This is a genomic window from Seleniivibrio woodruffii, assembly GCF_004339245.1.
GTDB classification, from domain to species: Bacteria; Chrysiogenota; Deferribacteres; order Deferribacterales; family Geovibrionaceae; genus Seleniivibrio; species Seleniivibrio woodruffii.
The window spans coordinates 118,745-138,484 of record NZ_SMGG01000007.1 but is presented as its reverse complement, the minus strand read 5'-3'; the positions used below and the strand labels follow the sequence as shown (position 1 = coordinate 138,484).

Sequence of the window (19,740 nt, the reverse complement as noted above, 5' to 3'; positions counted from 1 at the left end):
ATCCCTGATTAAACACTCTTTAATGAGTGTTTAATGCCTGTTATTTCAGTTATCAAAATCACGAACACTCATTAATCAGTTTTTTATCACGCATACATGAGTTTTTTCTGCATGTTTTATGCGTGATGAGTTTCACCCCTGAGTCATTACATATTTAGAAAATGTAAGGAGGTCGCTATGACTGGAATTGACGTAGGGTTTGGTGATGTGAAGGTTGTTTATATGGAAGCAGGAGAACTGAAATATTTTAAGATGCCGACAGCAATTAAATATGCAGGTAACAGTTCTTCAGGGATAACAGAAGAAGGTATTCGCTGCTTTCAAGGACGAGAATATCTGGTGGGTGAGCAGGCACGTTTTGGAGCCTTCAGTACACGCAGTTATGATTTCCTCAGAAGGTACACTGGGCTTTTCGTATATCACGCTCTCAAAAGTCTAGGGTTGGAAACGCAGGATGTGGGTGTGGGTTCGCCGCTTAATTGGTTTTCTAAAAAGGAAGAGTTCTTAAAAGAGCTTACTCAGACTGTTGTTGACGGAGAAAAACTTGAGATACAGCCGAAGTTGTTTCCGCAGGCTGTCGGTATTCTGATGGACTATCGAATGGATATTGATGGCAAGACAAAGGAAGACACCTCAAAAGACGGCATTGTGCTTGATATCGGTTATAACACCGTGGATGTGGTCTGTTTTGAAAAAGGTGCGGCTGTTCGTTCAGATGCAGGTACGCTGGAGAAATATGGTATCTCTCGTATTATTGTAGAACTGGCAGACATAATCTATTCAGAGTTTTCATTTCAACTCTCAGAACAGGAGACTAAAGACGTTTTTCTTGAAGGAAAGCTCAGGCTTTACGGCGATATAAAAGACCTTTCAGAAATTATCAGAAGTATCACAGAAAAATATTTCAATGAGTTACTTCATACCATAGAAAGCAGGTGGGACAGCAGACTTAAGCGTGCGGAAGTTATGCTTCTTGGCGGCGGTGGAGCAGTTATTCTGAATGGCTATATGCCTACATCATTATCAAAAATTATATCCGTGCCAAAACATCCGGAATACAGCAATGCAAGAGGCTATATGAAAGGTCTGCGAGCAGGATTGTGATAATGGTGGTGATGTATGGATGAAAGGCGAATACAGTTCACTATAAAAAATGAAGCACTCTTGAAAACATTGATGTCTCTGCCAAAGGTTCAGCGTGGGCAATTTATTGCTATGTCACTGGCGGCTTATATCCAGACTGAGGATGGACAGCATATGCTTAATCTGTTTGGTAGGCAGGCTAGTGGCGGCTCTCCCAAAATAAAATCAGAAAATGAAGTAAAAAATGTTCCCAGCGGTTCAGTGATGGGCGAGTTTGAATAACTCGCCCATTAAGGTTTTACGAATTGAAGGATATCGTTTATCCTTAGAAGTAAGGTTGTTGAATTCAATTAGGTTAAGGTTGAGAGGAAAGAATGCCAAACATCACTACAAATGAAATCAAGCAAATTTATATTCTTGCTAAAAAAGTGTATTTAGGAGAATTAAAGAAAAATACTGCTGTTGAGCAGGCTGAGTCTTTCGGCATGAGTGGAGGTTCAGCAAGTGATTTGATAACAAATTTCAAACATATGATTCATGGCGATAAATATACTCGAACAAGTAATAATGAGACGACTGAATATTTTTTAATAATGATAAAGAATGATTTCGGGTATTCAAAACTCGAGAACGCTGTAAAAGCGTTAAATGAACATATTCAGTATTATGAGAATTTAAGAAATGTAAAAATGCATGGATTAAGGAAAATCTTACAGAAATATAAGGGAGAACTATTAAATTTTGTTAACGATATAGTATACCCTGATGAAATAGATAACAGTGACAAAATCTACACAGAGGGGAGTTGTAAGCAAGTATTGATAAATAAATATGAGCGGGATCCAGACGCTAGGAAAAGATGTATTGAACGTCATGGATTTGTTTGTACAATTTGTCAGTTTAATTTTGAAGAAGTATATGGAGATGTTGGTAAAAATTTTATTCATGTACACCACATAAAACCATTGTCTGACATTAAACAGGAATACCAACTCGATCCTGAAAATGATTTAGTACCTGTATGCCCAAATTGCCATGCCATGATTCATAAAAGAAATCCTCCGTTTTCTCCTGAGGAGATAAAGGCTCAATTAAAGAAATCGTGACGTCATGCTCAGTTCCTGAAGTCATCCATATCCAGAATTTTATCACTCTTTCCGCAGCATTTTTTAAATTTAAGGCCGCTGCCGCATGGGCAGGGATCGTTTCTACCGGTTTTTACGGTAGCTCTGATAGGTGTTTTGGGAGTTGGAGCAGGTATTTTTGATATTCGGATGTCGTTGGCTATTTCTGTAATCATCAAAAGGTTCAGAACAGCCAGTTTTGCGTCTTCCTCGACAGAGGCGGTCTTTGCGTTCTTTTCTTCAAGGCTCATGAGCACACTGTTGCAGAACCCAAGCATTGTTAGGCAAAGGTCTTCATAGTTCTTCAATCGTCTATGTTCTTTCTTACCATTTTTCAACGGCATATTCTTGAATTCAGGATGGTAGTGTTGGTATATAAATTCAAATGTATGCAGTGTATCAGCCAAGAGAGCCAGAAGCCCTTTTTTCTTTCTGAGAGTTATTTCATCTTCAATCATTTTGTGAGCAAGAGCCTGCATGTGTTCAAAAAGTTCCTGCTTTTCCAGAGTCATATACATGCCTGTGACGGCATTCATATAGCTCATAATAAAATGACCTGCTTTTTGGAAATCCTCCAAAGATTCCAGCTGCCTGTTTGAGCCGAGCCTTTGAAGGTAAGCTGACATGACTTGATTAGGATTATATTCATTCGGAATAACGAGAGTCTGAATCCCCAACGTCACTATTTCATAAAGGGGAACAACGGTTTTGCCATCATCGGGAAATGAAAGTATATCGTATTTATCCGGCTTCATAACCATGCACTATCCTTAAATTGCTATTTCATTAATACATCAAAATAATAGCTAAATATTTTTAAGATTTCAATTATTGAATCTGTTTTCGTCCGTTTAACCCCTTCAGCATTATTCAGTCAGAAACGCTAAGGAGGCATATATGGTAAATAAAAAACAGCGTGTTTTCGTGTTTTTTCTTCTGATGCTCCTGTCTGTCGGAGCTTACTCAGCCACAGTTCCCACCTCAACGGGTATGCTTTACAGCATTTACGACATAGTTGTTCTTAAGGGTATCGGCGGTGCCGCCGGATACGTTGCCGGTGCTCTTGGAGTTGCAGTTGGTCTGGCAAGAATGGCATATGGTGCCCCGCCGATTCAGACGGTGGCAACACTTGTTGGTTCTGCTGCATTCATCGCAACTCCCTCAATAGTGACCTCACTTGGTGCCATCTATTGAATCTTGGGGGAGTTTTCTCCCCCGCCCAAAAAAGAGGTGGGTATGAAATCGTTTGTTCCGCAGTATTTGCATAAGCCGAATAAAGTCATGATGCTTGATATGGATGAGTTTGCTGTCTTTGCGAACGCTGTTGCTATGGGGATAATACTCAAATCGCTTATAGTTTTTATAATTGGAGTCTTTCTGTTTTTTGCTTACAGAAAGGCTAAAAATAAGTATCCCAGAGGGTTCCTGAGGCACATTCCATATATCGTAGGTCTTAAACAATTTCATAACTTTCCAAATATTTTCATCAGAAGTTTTAAGGAGTGAGCATGCGTTTTAATAAGTATGTTAATGCCACTGCGAATGTTTTTGCTCAGAATAGATTTTATAAATTTATAGTTCTTTGCCTGATTGGGCTGCTTATCAGCCAGCAGGTGATTTTGGCTGATGCTTACAAGAACAGGACGGTTGTCCTTGTCCCTCCGAACATTAAAGACAAAGTATCAGTTTCCGGAAGTTATATGGACACAAATTACCTGTCAGCAATAGGTTTTTATGTCGCCGGACTAATGTATAACTATGTCCCGTCTACTGTAGTTGCACAGTATTCAACTCTTTCTAATCTGTTCAGTTCAGAAAATTATGACGCTAATAGCAAAAAGCTCTTATCGCTTGCGGCTCAGTATAAAGAGAATGATGTTGCTTCAAATTTTCAGATTACAGGTGTCAGTATTCTCAAAGATCCAGATTTACTGGTTATAAAAGGTGAAGTCTCCCGTTTCGTGGCATCCGAGAAGATAGATTCTAAGTCTATCACCATAAACATCAGATATATCAATGATAATGGTCTTTTTAAAATTCAGACAATAGAGGAGAAGTGATGAGGAAAATACTTGTTATTCTCATGGTTATTTCAGTGGCAACTTCATATGGTGCTGTGACCGGTTTAGAGCCTGACACAACTTCAAGGCTTGATATGTCATCCATAGATGTAAACAGAATTGTTTGTCCAAATAAATCGGCTGTTACCAATTTTGTTCATAGCGAAGAAAAAGGGCTTCAGCTTCAGCCATCCGGAGAAAATCTGTTTGTCAAATTCCCGGTGATAGAGACCGAATCTGTAGGAAGAAAAGAGAAGGTTTATTACAATGGCTCTGCTGAGGTATTTTTATCATGCGGGAGTTCGGTTTATTCACTTATTCTCACTGCAAAACGAATACCTGGACAGACAGTTTATTTGTCTGACACTTCATCTGATATGAAGAAGGCTGCAGAATATACAGTCTCAAAATCATATGATGAGCTGATGCTGGATCTCATAGGTGCAATTATTCACAATACAGTTCCTAAAGGCTTCAAACTCTCAGACACTGATCTTCAAGAGACATATAAAGATATTCAGATTACCGCTGTAAAAGAGATTTCTGGAGGTGGCTTCAGAGTCAGAGAACTCGTTCTTCGTTCAGATAAGCAAGTAAGCATCATAGACACAGAACTGATTAAGCTTAAGATGTTTAAGAACGTTAAAGCGGTTGCAATAATGAGTCCAGTCTTTTCCGGAACAACCACCGCATATGTTGTTGAGGGAGTTGCCCGATGAAGCAGAAGACTCTGAAAGAAAGGTTTAACGCTTTATCGCCCAAAACCAAGAAACAGCTTGTTGTTGTGGCTTCCATGCTTTTGTTCGCTGTTATTTTTCTGCTTTTATATCGTGCTGCCAACGTAGGTAAAACTAAAAATGAGAATGCTCAGCAGCAGACGGTACAAACAACCGATTTCACTGAAAATGATAAAAATACAAGTTTGAAAGTCGGTTTTGATAAAAAACTCGATGCGATGATGAAACGCATAGACGATCTTGAAAGCGGTAAAACACAGCAATCAGAACAAAGTCAGCAGGAGGAACAGCAAAAAACCGCCGCTGAAGATGCTGCGAAGTATAATAGACCGATGCTATTTAATGTTCTGAAAGACGTTCCTATCCCTGATGAAATAAAAGATGCGTATCCTCAGTCAAAATATCAGGAAAATAATCAATATCAGTCTCAAGCTCCGGCAAAACCCACAGAAAAGGTTGTATCCAAAATAGGCTTCATGAGCATTGCTGATAAGACAAACAGCAGCTCTGATGAGCCAAAAGACATCAAAAAGAAAAAACAGAACTGGATACCTTCCAATAGTATCTTCAAAGCTACATTAGTTACCGGAGTTTATGCCCCGACTTTGGCAAAAGGCAAACAAAGTCCGTATCCTGTGGTCCTTCGTCTGAAGGATCTTTCTTTTTTTCCTAATGAGTTTCGCAAAGATTTAAGCGGTTGCTTCATCGGTGGAGAGGCATACGGTAATCTCAGTGATGAGAGGGTAAATGTCAGGCTTAATAATATCTCATGCCTTTCAGAAAATAATATTTCAGTGATTGATGTCCCTGTCTCAGGCTTTGTGCAGGGAGAGGACGGTATCATTGGGCTTGCAGGAAGAGTTGTCTCCAAACAGGGGCAGATTATGGCCGCAGCATTTGTTGCGTCATTTTTGCAGGGTATGGGAGAGGCATTCAGCTTAGCAAACCAGACCAGCACTATTTCAGGAATGACAGGAACCACAACCACAGCAATCTCAGGTGATGACATTATCAAATATGGAGCCGGATCAGGCTTTTCCGAATCATTCAAAATGCTCTCAAAATACTACACAGACATACTTAACGATACCTCGCCTGTAATAGAGGTGCTTGGCGGTCGTGAGGTTGAGGTCATAATCAATAAAGGCGTGGATATTAATCCGGAGGAATGGGAATGGACAGATATAAAATAATAGTTTTTGCCGGTTTGCTTTCTATACTTTCCGGCTGTGTTTATGACTCAAAATTTACCTGTGAAGGATATAAAAACGCTGGCAGAGCATGTAAGCCGGTTTCCAGCAATATAGAATACGCTATAGAGAAAGACGATAAAACGGATGCTACGGAGGTAGACACGGTTATCGCCGCTGAACCTGACTCTGTTGTTCAACAGGAACTTTTCGTTAAATGCGATACTGATGAACCCTGCAACTATAAACCTGCTGATACAGACCGTGTTATGGTGTCAAAAGATGCAAAAAAATATCTGGATTTCAAAAAGAATGAACAGAAACTTCTGGCAGAAGAACTCACCTCATACGGTATTAAGGTAAATTCTGATAGCACACCAGTAACATCAAAGCCAAAGATTCTTAAGGTTACTATTCTTCCATATGAGGATTCCAAAGGCAGGCTCAACATGTTGAGACGAGTATATATGATTCTACAGAAGTCTGACTGGTTACTTGGCGATTATCTCATTGTCGATGACAAACAGGTAGAAATTAAAGACGGACAGGCACAGTAATGCTCAGCTGCATAAAAGAGTTTTTTCAGGGGATACACGGCGGTCTGGAAAAGATGGATATTGACCTGACACGTCAAAAGTTTTCAGACCTTCTGCCATGGGTATCGTATGATGAGGAGACAAGACACTATTTTCTAAAAGACGGGAGTGTCGGGTGGATATGGGAATGTAATCCTGTGCTGTTTGCAGGGGACAGCATCTTTGACACGATATCCTCACTTTTGAGGTCGCAAATGCCTCATCATACGGTATTCCAGTTCATGCTTTACGCTGATTCCTATATAAATGAAATAGTTTATGCTTATAAGGATTTAAGAGATGCCGCCAAAGAGGATTTATACAAAGAAGTAACCGAAAACTATACTAACTTCCTTAATGACGGGCTTAAAGGAATGTGGCAGCTTTCCGGTACTCCGCTTAGAAATTTCAGGCTGTTCATCTCAATAAAAGTTCCGGTCAAGTCCGATGTTTCAAATATTAAGTCCTACCTTGTTGAGATCCAAAAATACTCTGATGTGATTTCAAATGTTGCGGAAGGTTTGAAGTCTCTTAATCCTAAGCCGCTGAAACCTGACATGCTCATCACTTCTATGTACAGGTTATGTAACCCTGAGCTTAACCCTGACAGATACCAGAACCATGTGGATGAAATGCCTATCTGCAAGCAGATAATTTTTGCTGATACTGAGATAGAAAGACAAAAATATTCAATCAGATTCGGCAATAAGTTTTTTGGTGTGATAACTCCTAAAAAACTCCCCAGAAACATAGACAATATGTTTGCCAATGACCTTGCAGGGTTTATTACCCGTGGGGCAACTGCAATTGAAAATGATATCAATCAGATCCAGTGTCCCTACGTGTTTACGGTAAATATTATCACTGACAGTAATCTTCGGTCAAAACTGGGTGCGAAAGCACTTCATAACTCGACTACAGCCCGTGGTGCCGCAAAAGAGGGCAACATGGACAGCATGATGGTATCAACCGGAAACCGCAGAGAAGAGAACATGTGGGTTGCGAATCAGTATGAAGAAGGAAACACATTTTTGCATATCATACCTCAGCTGATGCTCATCTGTGATTCAGAAGAGGATCTCACTGCAAAGCTCAACAGAACCAAAGCATTCTGGAATACATGCGGTGTTGAGACACAATCTGAGCTTGACTACATGCTTCATGTATTATTCGTTTCGGCACTCCCGTGCGGACTTTACTCAAAAGTTATAAATGAAATGGAGCGTAACTTCATTGTTGATACCAACGCTGCTGCTTTGTCTGCCCCTATACAAGCAGCCTTCAAAGGTGTCGGGGAACCGGTGCTGTTGTATATAGACAGGCGTGGTCAGCCAGTTACCCTCGATATATTTAACACTGGTAAGAACAAGAATTTCTATGTGACCGGTGGTACTGGTGCAGGGAAGTCATTTTTCATGAATGACTTTACCAACTCATACCGCAGTATAGATTCAAGATTCAGGATAATAACTGTTTGCGATTCATATAGAAAAACCTGCTACCTGAGTGATGGTCAGTATATCGAACATGAAGAAGAGGGAATGATTATTAACTTCTTTTCTGAAGCTGGAACCATGTTCGGAATACTGACTGAAGGTGTTGGATATGGCGATATTATGCTTGCACCCGGAAGCATCGTGGAGGTCGCAGAAATATCTGAGAGCTTTTGTAAGATAGTAGTTAAGGTCGGCGAACATGAAGAGGTACTTGTTATACCTCCTCAGCAGTTCAGAAACCTGCATTATGAGCTTGATGGCGATACTTTGAACATGCTCACCGGTATCATCGCATCTATGGCGAGTTCAAGAACCGGCGAGATGCTTGGCGAGGACGAGGTCGTAATACTTGAAACAGCAATCAGAGCCGTTTATGCGAGAAAGAACAGAGATACAAACATCGATGATCTGCTTGATTATCTGAACAGTATGAACAGCAACACAGACCTGAGAGCACAGTTTCATGTTCAGACAGCATATAAGCTGATGCTCCGTTTGGAGAAGTATTCATCAAAAGGAACATACGGAAAGTATTTTAACGGCAAAAGCACCATATCTATGAAAAAAGATATGGTTGTGGTTGACCTCACTAAAACGCCTGAGGACCTCAGAAAGGTCTTTGTTTTGGCATTCGCAAATATCATTGAGCAGGAAATCTATAAAGGGGATCGAAAGAAACAGCAGTTTGTCGTTCTTGATGAAAGCTGGCAGACATTGTCAGAAAATCCGTATGCCAAAAGATTCGTTGAGGGGCTGTACCGTAAAGCAAGGAAGTATAACGCTTCTGTGGGGATAATCACTCAGTCTTTGGATGACCTGCATGAAAAAGGAAAACTTGGGCTACTGGGCGATGTAATAACCTCTCAGAGTGACTTTTCTTTTGCTCTATACGATGAGAACTTCCGCAAAGCCAAAGATCTTGGAGTTCTCAAGGTGACTGATTTTGAGTTCATCAATCTGATTGAGAAAATACCAAAGGATGCACTTCCCAGATATTCTGAGATATTTGTCAGAACGCCGCACGGGAACACTATCGTGCGTCTTATTGTTGATGAATATAAATACTTTCTGAATACGTCTGATCCGAAAGACTATCTGTTCATCAGAGAGCAGGTGGAGAAATTCATTAATAAAGGATTCTCGAAGAAAGAGGCGATGCGTGATGCTGTCAAATATTGTGCAGAGCTTGCCAAACAGCTTGGTGGCATAGGAGCATTCAAAAAATATCTTTTACAACACAAAGGAGCCGGAGATGAAGCAGGTGTCAGACATGATAGTTAGGCTGGTTATTATAGTTGGAATCTCAGCAATTATGCTGGGTGGCTACCATACTTTTATAGTGAAGAAGTATTATGTCAGAAAATCAGAAATATATGTCGTTGATACTAACAAGATACTGCAGAAGCTGGCAGAGAGGGTCTATCAGAAGACTCTGACAACCGATGAACTGAGAAAGCGTGTGGAGGAACTCCAGACACGCATAAGCAACCATGAAGGGATTGTTTTTGAGATGGGGGCTCTTCCGGGGAAAGTCGATAACGACATACAGAATGAATTCGAGGATCTTGTTGAAAAATGAGACTGGTTATTATTTTGCTTTTATTCTCTTTTGTGACTTATGCAAAAGATCTGGGGACTGTGGGCAACACATACCCGGTTGCTGAAAAAGATTTAATGTCTGAGATAGAAGAGCGTGCAGCAAAAGTTGACTGGAAATCAATAATCAGAAGAGAAACCGAAAATGTTAGGAAGAATGCCGGTAAAGGCGGCATATCCTTGCCAAAAGCTGAGAAGAATCGCTCGTTCTACCTGAATATGACCTACGTTCTTGATCATGACATTAACACCTATAATCAAAAGGGAGAGATTACCGGAATCCTTTATCCGAAGGGCTTTGTGTATAACCCTCTTGATTATGTGAAAGTGAAAGAAACATATGTTGTCTTTAACGGTAAAAGGCAGAAGGAAATCGACTGGTTTAAAGCAAAGTACTCTCTGGCTCCGCTTGTGTATCCTTTGATAACCGAAGGCAATGCCATTGAAATAGCAAAGCATATTGGCAGGCCGGTTTATGTTTTGCGTGATGACATGAGAAAGTTATTTAAGCTGGAGCATACCGTCAGTGTGATTTATCCGGAAGGAAAACGAATGAGAGTGGACGAAATAATGGTGGCAGATGAAAAAGTTAATTCTGTTAATACTTCTCGCAGTTATAAGCATAAATGACGCATCGGCAGTTTGTGCCGGTCCACCGATTGATCCTATCACAAGAATCAGGTGGAATTGTGTCCTGCCAATAACCATTGCCGGGATCCCGTGGGGAACATCTGGCAATCCTATTGCCGATGCCATGGATAGAAACGCCGGTGTCGGAACGCAGCTGCCTGTTTGCATATGCACTGATCCGATACCGAGAATAGGCATAACTCTGGGGTATAGAGAGCCGATAAAGCTGATTGAGTCTGTGAAGGATCCTTGGTGTTTTCCGAGTCTTGGATTCGGAATGAGTCAGACTGTATGGTCTGGTGGGAGCAAAGGACCTGTGTCTGCTCCAAAGAATGATTTTGCGAATACTCACATGTGGGAATTCGTCCCGTGGACATTTATGAAGCTCTTTACGGATCTTATCTGCCTTCAAACAGATGGTGCGGGTTGGTCTCTGGCATATACTTCAGAAGTGGATATAACGTCAAGGTCAGACACTGCGGCGTTACTGTTGAATCCTGAATCGGTACTGTTTGCTAACCCTATAGCTATTATGGCCTGTGAGATACCTGATGCCATAGCTACAGTAGCGGAATACACTATCCCGCCTCTTTACTGGTGTGCAGGCAACCATGCCATATTTCCTTTGAGCAATAATCAGGTGAGTAAATCCAACTATACTGAAGCGGCAGAAGTGGATGCATCAAAAACAATATTTAAGATGCACAGAGAGCTTCAGCTTTGGGGCAGTATAGGCTCACAAGGCTTGTGCGGAATGTATCCGATGCCTATATGGAATAAGATGCAGTATCGGCTTCAGACTGCCATGCCTGTGCCTGATTGGTATTGCAGAAGGCTTGGACAGCCGTCACTGATATGGAATAGATTCCTTAATCCTCCCGGATCTCCAAATAATGACAACATGGTGTTTATCTTATGGCGAAAAAGAGATTGTTGTGCGTTCTGATTATGCTTCTGGTGTTTAAAGCCGGAGCTGATCAGATACATAAAGCCGAAAAGAGAGAGTTCTATTACGACAGAGAACGTGGCTGGTATTTCTATGAGGTAGATCCGAAAAAGGAAGAAAAGGCAGAGGATAAAAAAGAATCGGAAATTGTTCATTCAAAACCGGTGATAGACTGGAAAGCAGTGCAGACGATGCATCCGACAGATTTTAATAAGCTGATAGAGGATGTGAAAGATTACGCAATTATGTATCCGTCAGAGGCAAATGTCAGAGATTTTTATAAGCTGCAGAGCATCGCTCTCGACCGTTCCAGAGCCTTTATGGAGACTTCTATGTCCGTTGTGCAATCTGATCCAGATCTTTCAAGAGAGAGCCGCTATCCGGCTTCAAAAGTCGGTCAGGATGAATATTTCAGAGAGAAACGTGAGAGAATAGACAGAGTTCTGCGTGAAAATGCTGATAACTATGCACTGCTGTATTTTTATTCTCCCGAATGCGGGTATTGTGCTAAACAGGCTCCAATTCTTCAGAGTTTTATTGACGACACAGGCTGGACTGTTAAGCCTGTCGATATTTCAACAGACTCAAATGCTGTCGCTAGATTTAACATTCAGAGCACGCCATCATTGGTTCTGATACAAAAAGGTACGAAAGACTGGAAGCTGATTAGCTCCGGCTTGCTGCCACTGCCGGATATTAAAGAAAGAGTCTTTAGGGTTATAGGGAAATAATTACCAGATTAACTGGTATTATAGTTGCTATACACCTAAAGAGATTAATATGAGAAAGATAAATAATAAAACAGAAAATTTATTGTATGAGATAGAACAAATTTATTCAACCATAGAGTTGGTTGCGTTTTCCAAAAAGATTAATAGACTTTACAATGTGTATGATAACGATAAACACATATGGAATAATCTAAAAAATGTATTTGGTCCAGTTACTCATCAACTCTTTGATACTTACAGTGAAGAATTATTGGCGAATGAATTTATCAATACTCTTTTTATGAAATATTACAGAAATGAACGGCTATATAAGTATCTGTTAATAAATGACCTTGTAGATAAGGATAACGTGGTTGCTTTTGAAATGTCTATGCTTAATAGTAGGTTAGATTTATGTAGAATAAATGGTAGTTCTTATGCCTATGAAATTAAATCGGAATTTGATTCATTAAAAAGACTTTCAAAACAATTAGAAGATTATTCTTTATTGTTTGAATATACTTACGTTTTTGTAGCTGATAAGTTTATTGATAAAATAATTGCTGAAGTTCCTTTTTTTTGTGGTGTGTTAGTGCCAGATCTTCAATTTGAAGGAATTCGTGTAGTTAGGAAAGCAATACGAAGTAAACTTATAAATCCAATGGCTCAAATTCGACAAATACCTCTAGATGAATTAAACAAATCTTTTAAAATTAAAATTAATTCTCACGACAAAGAAGACATATTCAGGTATGTAGTGGATACATATTCAGATAAGACAATCAATTCAAGATTCAAAAGATATTTGAAGAAAAAATATCAACAAAATTGGGAAGATTTCAAGATAATTCACAAAGATGCTTTGCCTATTGATTATGGTTCATTCATTAACACATGTATAACACCAGATAAGCTTTACTTTAAGGGCTAACTTTATTCTTCACAGAATTCTTCTGAGATTGTGTAGATGTAATGTCCCATTGTAATTCCTTTCCACATCCCTTGATTCATTCCTGTTTTTTTACCGTTATATATATCAAGTATTTTTTTACATCCTGGACACTTTTTTTGATGTACTTTGTCAAACTCTAGCCAATATTCAGATTTCACAATAGCTGGTGCAATATAGTTTTTGAACTCTGATAATGCTGCGAGTCTTCCTTTAAAACCGACAAAGAAATTACTTTCTTTGGAATAAAAAACACCAGCAGGACTAATAGCTCCTCCTGATGTTGGCAGGTCTCTTGAGACACAAGCATAATCTCCAAACCCGTCAAAGCTATATGAAGTGGCATTAAATACTTCTTTTAAGCTATTATCAATTTCTTCGATTGGTTCTCCATCTTCAATATTCTTATTATAAAACTGTGCAGATCGATTTGAGTTTAATATAATACTATAAAAAGAATAAGTTTTTTTAAGTTCCTTAATACTTTTAAAGATTTTTTTGAAAGCTGGATTGGTATGGCCTTTGTCGTCAATATCTAAGAGTAAGAAATTATTATTTATATATAAACCTAGAAATGATTCACAACTGCTGTACTGTTGTGGTGACAATCTGAATGCAATTCTCTGATAATTTTGTAAAAGGGGCCTCATATAATCTTTAATATCTTTTTCACTTGGTGATTCTTTTTGATTAAATGAAATTACTGGAATAATATTTTTTATATCTGAACAGAGCTTATATTGCTCTAATACAAAGTTATTATCTCTATTTACGGAAGTTAGAAAATCTTTTACCGGATCTGCTATAGATTTTGACAGTGTTAATTTTGGAAAGTCAACAAATACATAATTGTTATGATTTTCCAACAGTTCCTTAAGTTCTTCTATATAGGTTGTTTTTGAATTACTTCTTGTTTTCTCTTGGATTATTTCAAGCATAGGGAATATATTGTTACACAACTTCACTTCAATAAGTTCCTTTAATACAGAAAGTTCTATGGTTCTGTTTTTGAGGATAGGCATATACAATTTCATTATTCAGCACCTTTTCTAGAAGCGTGAAGAGTTTTCCATTCGAGATAGCTTGTGATGCCGTCTAGCCCTGGATAAATTGTGGAAGCGTTTATTCCATATAAATTTAAAATGCGTTTAAAATCCATTTTACATTCGTTCGGAATAGTAATCTTTTCTAGGAAATATTTATCTCCACTTTTATTTTTATGTTTATCTATTATGGCACAAGTTGGGTCGTAATGTACAGTAAACATCCCTTTCTGAGCAACTATTCTCTGGTTAATATGTGGTGGATAATAGATATATACTTCATCAACTTCTAGAGGTGAGTCAACATCCTCAATATTAGAATTAAACATTGTACAATCGGTTACATATATTGCCGCATCAGCTTTAGAATGTAAATCAGAAACGGCAAAGTATGCGGCAACAAGCGGGTTGTCCGTCCAGTCAAGCAGTCTTGTTGCAAGCCCATGATGTTGTGCTATTGCCCACCATTCCCATTCACTTTGTGGGGAATAAGTTAAATGTTGTGGGGCATACTTTTTGAATTCCAACATAAGATATTCTTCATAATCAATCAGATCTTGATATATCCCTGATTTATTATAGTTAGTTGTAAACTCATGTCTACCAATTTTAGGAATAAGTCCAAAATTTTTATCAGCTACACCACGAAATCTCATGTTGTCATTATATCTTTCTACTTTTGCATGGAATTGTTTGAAGTTATTGATTGTTATTGTTTTCACAACGCCGCCATCGTAATTTTCAATAATTTAACATAGGGTGTTGATATTTTCAATATAACCTGTGCCGTGTCTTGTAATACTGATGGTTGATTATAGATGATTCGGTGCTTTCACCTTTACTTCATTTCATAACTGAGTAATTCAGTGAGGTGGAGGTATGTCCAAAATTCTGAAAACAGGATTAACTGCGGTCCTTATGACTACAGCGGTTGCGACAGCACATGCAGAGGCTAACTGGGTTGATGACTGGTTTGACGCAGCTGTTACGACTCAGCCTGGAGTATTTGAATCCCAGCAGAGAACCTATGCAACGCTAGGCAGTTTCAACGGCAGACTAAAAACCCATACTGACAGCTTATTAACAATATCCAAGCCCCATATCAATGTCGGGTGCGGCGGTATCGATATCTTCATGGGCGGGTTCAGCTTTCTTAATCCTGACTACCTTGTGGAAAAAGCTGAAAAGATGATTCGTGTAGCTCCATATGTGGCTTTTGATATGGCTCTCAATGAATTATCTACCACCGTAGCAACCATAAAAGATAGAGCAGAGAATATCATTAATGCTCTGAACAGCCTTCAGATGGACGAGTGTAAATCAGCAAAAGCTCTGGTAGTTTCTGCAAAGCAGTGGGCATCGGGCAACAGTGATGCGGCTCTGGACACAATAAGTTCCGGACTAATTCAAGGTGCTGACAGCCTCTGGAAAGAGGCTAAGCAGGGATTTACTGATGACCCCGGTGGTAAGGTTAAATCCAGTATTAATAGCAGTTCGATGAGCTCTGCAGGAAAATCGGAATTATTGAAAGAAGGCTCGCTGCTTAACAGCATCGGAGCGAAAATGGGTATAACCACTACTAGAATCGCACAGATGAGAGCTCTTATCGGTGATATAGATATCAGCTATTCAGGCGAGTACAGATTCACTCCAATCGGCAATTGTGCAGAAGCGACTTATGATGCTCTGATTGATAAAACTCCATATAAAAAAGGTGCGGGTACTTCCGCATCATGCACACAGACAGGCGGCAACACTATTCAGGAGTATGTGAACACTAATATAGACGGCATAGCTCAGAAAATAATGAATGACAAAACTTCCCCATATACCAACACTGAAAAAGATTACATAGGAAAAGCTGTAATTCCTGTCGTCTACATCCTAAACACTGCATCCAAATATGGTGAAACACAGCTTCAGGAGGCTTCAGAAGAAATCAAACCCATAGCTGCAAAGGCATATGCTTTCTATATGTTTATTGAAATGGTTAGGAACGTTACCGATGCTGCAAAAAAGTATGAAGAGTATCTTGCGACATGTACCGGCGATGAGTTTACCACTTCCCACAGAGAGGCTATTAAGACGCTTTTGGAGAGGGCAAAAGAGGTGAGGTCGGAAGCGTTTGAGCACTATCAGGCATCCATAGGAGATATGAACCATTTATATGATGTTCTGGATACCTATAAGCAGCAGCAGAATGAAATAGACAGTATAATAAACGACAGTAAATATGCAATGGGCAGAGTATTCTGATGAATTTTGAATACTATGTCTATGGTGATTTCAAATCAATGGTGATGGCTTTTAAAGGCGTTGCCGCAGCGTTCAGCATGTCCTTTTTTTCTCAGCTGTTATACATCTCAATTGTTACCAGTGTGTTCTTTGGCGTGATATATGCCGTTTCAGATATGGCGACAGGCGGCAGAACAGACATAAACTACATTCTGAAAAAGACACTGATGGCATTTGTCCTTGTGACTGCATTGACTGGCAGCACTGCAACAGTTCATGTTTATGACCCTGTCAGAAACAAATATGAAGCTGTCGGTGGGGTTCCGATAGGGCTTGCCGCTTTTGCAGGTATAAGCAACACCATGGCGAGGTCTGTTGTGGATGTTATTGAAACTGTTTTTAATCCCATCATGTCGATAAATGAGATCGGCTTTGGCGATGGTTTTGAGATGCTGACAGCATCGGCGGCAATCGGCAATGCTGCGTCATCGGCAGATCCATTGTTATCTGAGACAATCGACAAATACATGTATAACTGCCTCGATCAGGCTATAGCCTCAAGAGATATAACCATTGGCGATTTAGAGTCAAATTCAGATTTAGTTGATGCTATCAAACTCGATTACAGAGTCTTCTACACAGATGTTTATACAGATGCAAATCCCAAGGGCTCACTGATGGAATGTGCTGATGCGTGGGCGAACATCAATACAAGGGTAAAGAGTACTCTATTTACCGACAAAGTTATGAAAGACTTTTGCGATAGGGTGGGATACGACTCAACTGATGCGAGTGAGTTCAACGTCTGTAAGACCAAATTTTCAGGATTGGTTCAGAATTTTGCCACAAACGGATCGTTTGATCTGAATACGTTTGTTGCGTCATCATTCATAGCTCGAAGGTATCTACAACCTGGGCTTGACGGTGGAGTATATATGGCTGTCAGGCAGGCTGATAAACTTGCACAGGCGGCAAACTGGACAAGCACTGGCATGTCAAAATACATCCCACAGATTCAGTCAATGCTTGCGACTATTTTTATCACAATGTTCATCGTGGTTATCCTGTTTATGTTTGTCAGTCCGCTGCCTGCTATAAAGCTCTATATGGGCTTGTGGGCGTGGTTAATGCTTTGGATTATTGTTGATACGATGATGAACAGCTATGTCCAGTCTCACGCAGTGGAACAGTTCAGAATAATCAAAGAGTGCGGGATGGGCTTGGCGACTCAGTTTGATCTTGGAATGAGTTCAATAAAAATGCTTGAACAATACGGTGACGCACGGTGGGTTGGTATAGGGATTTCGAGCCTTTTTGGAACGGCTCTTTTTGGCATTCAGGGGAGTTCTGTATTCAGTAACTTTACCAACCGTATGGCTCATAACTATCAGGCTTCAGCATACACTGCGGCAAAGGACATGGCTACTCCTATGGATAGAGCCAATCACTATAATGATATGTACAGTGCGTCCACGACAGGCATGACACAGGCGAGGCTGAGTTCAGTCAGCACAACAGCCCCTGATTCATATAGAGCGGCAATGGAGAAGACCGCTGATGTTCAGCACTCAAAAAATATGATGAAAGCTTTTGGTGGGGACTGGAACACGGCAGGAGGTGCAGTAGCAGATGCTAAGTCAGTATCAAGTCTAAAAGAGATTGGTTATTCGCAGAGTATGCTTAAAGCTGCTTCAGAGGCTGGAGTCGGTATAAAAGACCTTGAAGGAGCCAAAGGGTTTAAAGACACCATGGAGAAAGCAGGACTATGGGAAGAATTCAAAAATGGTCGTGTTAACGGAGAAACAGTAAAGCAGGCTGCGAAGTTTAACCTGCTATCAGAAAAGGGGCAGTCGGATGCGGCTATGGTTATGTCGCAGGTGACTGGCAGAAGCTATGACGATGTCGTAAAGGATATGAAAACCGGTTCCGGCATGCAGGAGTATTTTAGATTTCAGAATGCCAAAACAGCCGCTAACTCAATGGGCATGGATGTGTCTGAGCTATACAAAGCAGGGAGCAACAAGTTTGCGTTGAGTCTTAATGAGGAACAGGCAAAGACTGCTGGTTTTAAATCTGGTGCCGGTGATTATCAGGTATCATTTGACAAGGACAGCAATGTTGTTTTTCAGCATGTCGATTACGGGAAATCCGCAGTTGGTAAATACAATGAGTTGATGCTGGATGATAAGAAAACAGGCAAGACATGGGCTCTGAAAGGTGCTTCTGTATCTGAAGAGGGAAACGGGTTGAAAGTATCCGGCATCGATAAAAATGGCAATAAAGTTGAGCTCTTTGGATATGGTAATGTTGAGGCTAATTCAGATGGGCGTGGAAATGGCTTTATGAGTGTTGTCAGCAGAACAGAGGATTCCAACAGAGACAGACTCAACGTTTTTGCAGACGGCAAGAAGCATTCAATAACAGGAGCAAAGCTGCATAACGAGAATGGAACATGGAGCATTACAGGGCAGGAGAAAGGGAAATCAAAGAGCTTCATTGGTACTGGTCATTTTGATGATAAAGGAGGTTTTGTATTTGATAAGACATCGCAGAATAAATCTGATGTTGATAAGTCATCGCAAGTGAATGTCTCAGACATTTATACCGGTGGTAAGAAAGTTAATACTGTCAATCAGACCCAAACAGGAAACGATGTGGCCGTTCTTGATAAATATACTTACGATTCATCAAAAAATATTGTTGATGGTGTTAAACAGGATTTCCGAGATACCTACTACACCGGTCACGATAATGTAAATTATAATGTAGATCAGGATAAGACTCGCAAAGGAAGCGATTATGATTCCGGCAATAACTACAAAAATGTATTTCAGGGTGGTCTGGATAAAAAAGAGTCTGAAAACCTTGCTCAGGCTGCATGGGCTGCGGCATATAATAAAGATTCATCATGGATAACGAGTCCTACAACTGGTAAGAGACATATAAACTGGAAGACATTTGAGAAGAATCTTGCGTCTGAAATCAGGCAGCAAACAGACGATATGAACAGAACCATCGGCGGGTTTGTAAAAAGTAGCTACAGTAGCAGCAATACTGTTTATGGAAAAATTGCAAGTGGAGTCCAAGGAACTATCAGTGCAGGAACTCCGGGAGCTGTAAAAACCTTAACTGGTGTTGGATCAGAGGTGCAAGGATATGCAAAATCAGAAATTGGATGGGAAAACAAGCAACAATCTTCTTATAGCTCGGATAAAATTTATAAAACAATTCAGAGTGACCATATTAGTGCTATAGCTTTGTCTAAAAAAGCGGACGGTTCGATAGATGAGGGCAAATTTATCAGCGGATATTCAAAGAAACTGAACGAAACAGCGACTAACTATGATATTGCCAGCAAAAAATAAC

The 19,740-nt window shown here is 39.9% G+C and carries 20 protein-coding genes; 17 read left to right on the top strand and 3 right to left on the bottom strand.

Annotated features, from left to right (window positions below; all coding sequences use genetic code 11):
- Positions 1 to 177: 177 nt before the first annotated feature.
- The 3 genes from C8D98_RS13100 (at position 178) to C8D98_RS13090 (ending at position 2,189) form a co-directional block, all read left to right on the top strand.
- Positions 178 to 1,104 carry a ParM/StbA family protein gene (locus C8D98_RS13100; RefSeq protein ID WP_132874619.1) on the top strand — a complete coding sequence of 309 codons (927 nt, stop codon included), beginning with the start codon at positions 178 to 180 and terminating at the stop codon, positions 1,102 to 1,104.
- 15 nt (positions 1,105 to 1,119) lie between these two features.
- Positions 1,120 to 1,365, top strand: a complete 246-nt coding sequence (locus C8D98_RS13095) for a hypothetical protein (protein ID WP_132874618.1) — start codon at positions 1,120 to 1,122, stop codon at positions 1,363 to 1,365.
- Positions 1,366 to 1,457: 92 nt separating this feature from the next.
- Positions 1,458 to 2,189 carry an HNH endonuclease gene (locus tag C8D98_RS13090; RefSeq protein WP_132874617.1) on the top strand — a complete coding sequence of 244 codons (732 nt, stop codon included), beginning with the start codon at positions 1,458 to 1,460 and terminating at the stop codon, positions 2,187 to 2,189.
- Positions 2,190 to 2,197: 8 nt separating this feature from the next.
- On the opposite strand, the gene C8D98_RS14025 is transcribed toward C8D98_RS13090, so the two are convergent.
- A complete protein-coding gene (locus C8D98_RS14025; protein WP_283805601.1) occupies positions 2,198 to 2,968 on the bottom strand; it encodes a YecA/YgfB family protein in 771 nt (256 codons plus the stop codon).
- 136 nt (positions 2,969 to 3,104) lie between these two features.
- On the opposite strand from C8D98_RS14025, the gene C8D98_RS13080 reads away from it, so the two are divergent.
- Genes C8D98_RS13080 through C8D98_RS13025 form a run of 12 tightly spaced genes read left to right on the top strand, consistent with a single transcriptional unit; the run spans position 3,105 to position 13,078 of the window.
- Positions 3,105 to 3,401 (top strand): hypothetical protein, encoded by a 297-nt coding sequence (locus tag C8D98_RS13080; RefSeq protein ID WP_132874616.1) that lies wholly within the window; start codon positions 3,105 to 3,107, stop codon positions 3,399 to 3,401.
- Between the two features lie 42 nt (positions 3,402 to 3,443).
- Positions 3,444 to 3,713: a type IV conjugative transfer system protein TraL gene (traL, locus tag C8D98_RS13075; protein ID WP_132874615.1), complete on the top strand. Its 270-nt coding sequence runs from the start codon at positions 3,444 to 3,446 to the stop codon at positions 3,711 to 3,713.
- A gap of 2 nt (positions 3,714 to 3,715) precedes the next feature.
- Positions 3,716 to 4,267 (top strand): TraE/TraK family type IV conjugative transfer system protein, encoded by a 552-nt coding sequence (locus C8D98_RS13070; protein ID WP_132874614.1) that lies wholly within the window; start codon positions 3,716 to 3,718, stop codon positions 4,265 to 4,267.
- Entirely contained in the window at positions 4,267 to 4,986 is a 720-nt protein-coding gene (locus C8D98_RS13065; RefSeq protein ID WP_132874613.1) for a TraK domain-containing protein, read from the top strand. Before C8D98_RS13070 ends, C8D98_RS13065 begins: the two co-directional genes overlap by 1 nt.
- Positions 4,983 to 6,197, top strand: coding sequence for a TraB/VirB10 family protein (locus C8D98_RS13060; RefSeq protein ID WP_132874612.1), 1,215 nt, complete (start codon positions 4,983 to 4,985; stop codon positions 6,195 to 6,197). Before C8D98_RS13065 ends, C8D98_RS13060 begins: the two co-directional genes overlap by 4 nt.
- Complete coding sequence (traV, locus tag C8D98_RS13055) at positions 6,179 to 6,751, top strand: type IV conjugative transfer system lipoprotein TraV (protein ID WP_165871340.1); 573 nt, start codon at positions 6,179 to 6,181, stop codon at positions 6,749 to 6,751. Before C8D98_RS13060 ends, traV begins: the two co-directional genes overlap by 19 nt.
- Positions 6,751 to 9,546: a TraC family protein gene (locus C8D98_RS13050; protein WP_132874610.1), complete on the top strand. Its 2,796-nt coding sequence runs from the start codon at positions 6,751 to 6,753 to the stop codon at positions 9,544 to 9,546. Before traV ends, C8D98_RS13050 begins: the two co-directional genes overlap by 1 nt.
- On the top strand, positions 9,536 to 9,844 hold the full coding sequence (locus C8D98_RS13045) for a hypothetical protein (RefSeq protein ID WP_165871339.1): 309 nt from the start codon (positions 9,536 to 9,538) through the stop codon (positions 9,842 to 9,844). Before C8D98_RS13050 ends, C8D98_RS13045 begins: the two co-directional genes overlap by 11 nt.
- Entirely contained in the window at positions 9,841 to 10,491 is a 651-nt protein-coding gene (locus C8D98_RS13040) for a hypothetical protein (protein ID WP_132874608.1), read from the top strand. Before C8D98_RS13045 ends, C8D98_RS13040 begins: the two co-directional genes overlap by 4 nt.
- Positions 10,442 to 11,437, top strand: coding sequence for a TraU family protein (locus tag C8D98_RS13035; protein ID WP_132874607.1), 996 nt, complete (start codon positions 10,442 to 10,444; stop codon positions 11,435 to 11,437). Before C8D98_RS13040 ends, C8D98_RS13035 begins: the two co-directional genes overlap by 50 nt.
- Complete coding sequence (locus tag C8D98_RS13030) at positions 11,407 to 12,168, top strand: conjugal transfer protein TraF (protein WP_132874606.1); 762 nt, start codon at positions 11,407 to 11,409, stop codon at positions 12,166 to 12,168. The genes C8D98_RS13035 and C8D98_RS13030 overlap by 31 nt, the downstream gene beginning before the upstream one ends.
- 49 nt (positions 12,169 to 12,217) lie before the next feature.
- Positions 12,218 to 13,078 (top strand): sce7726 family protein, encoded by an 861-nt coding sequence (locus C8D98_RS13025; protein ID WP_132874605.1) that lies wholly within the window; start codon positions 12,218 to 12,220, stop codon positions 13,076 to 13,078.
- 2 nt (positions 13,079 to 13,080) lie between these two features.
- On the opposite strand, the gene C8D98_RS13020 is transcribed toward C8D98_RS13025, so the two are convergent.
- Complete coding sequence (locus C8D98_RS13020) at positions 13,081 to 14,130, bottom strand: beta family protein (protein ID WP_132874604.1); 1,050 nt, start codon at positions 14,128 to 14,130, stop codon at positions 13,081 to 13,083.
- On the bottom strand, positions 14,130 to 14,861 hold the full coding sequence (locus C8D98_RS13015; protein ID WP_132874603.1) for an FRG domain-containing protein: 732 nt from the start codon (positions 14,859 to 14,861) through the stop codon (positions 14,130 to 14,132). Before C8D98_RS13015 ends, C8D98_RS13020 begins: the two co-directional genes overlap by 1 nt.
- A gap of 157 nt (positions 14,862 to 15,018) precedes the next feature.
- On the opposite strand from C8D98_RS13015, the gene C8D98_RS13010 reads away from it, so the two are divergent.
- Both C8D98_RS13010 and C8D98_RS13005 read left to right on the top strand, forming a co-directional pair.
- On the top strand, positions 15,019 to 16,395 hold the full coding sequence (locus C8D98_RS13010) for a conjugal transfer protein TraH (RefSeq protein ID WP_132874602.1): 1,377 nt from the start codon (positions 15,019 to 15,021) through the stop codon (positions 16,393 to 16,395).
- Complete coding sequence (locus tag C8D98_RS13005) at positions 16,395 to 19,739, top strand: conjugal transfer protein TraG N-terminal domain-containing protein (protein WP_132874601.1); 3,345 nt, start codon at positions 16,395 to 16,397, stop codon at positions 19,737 to 19,739. Before C8D98_RS13010 ends, C8D98_RS13005 begins: the two co-directional genes overlap by 1 nt.
- Position 19,740: the final 1 nt, after the last annotated feature.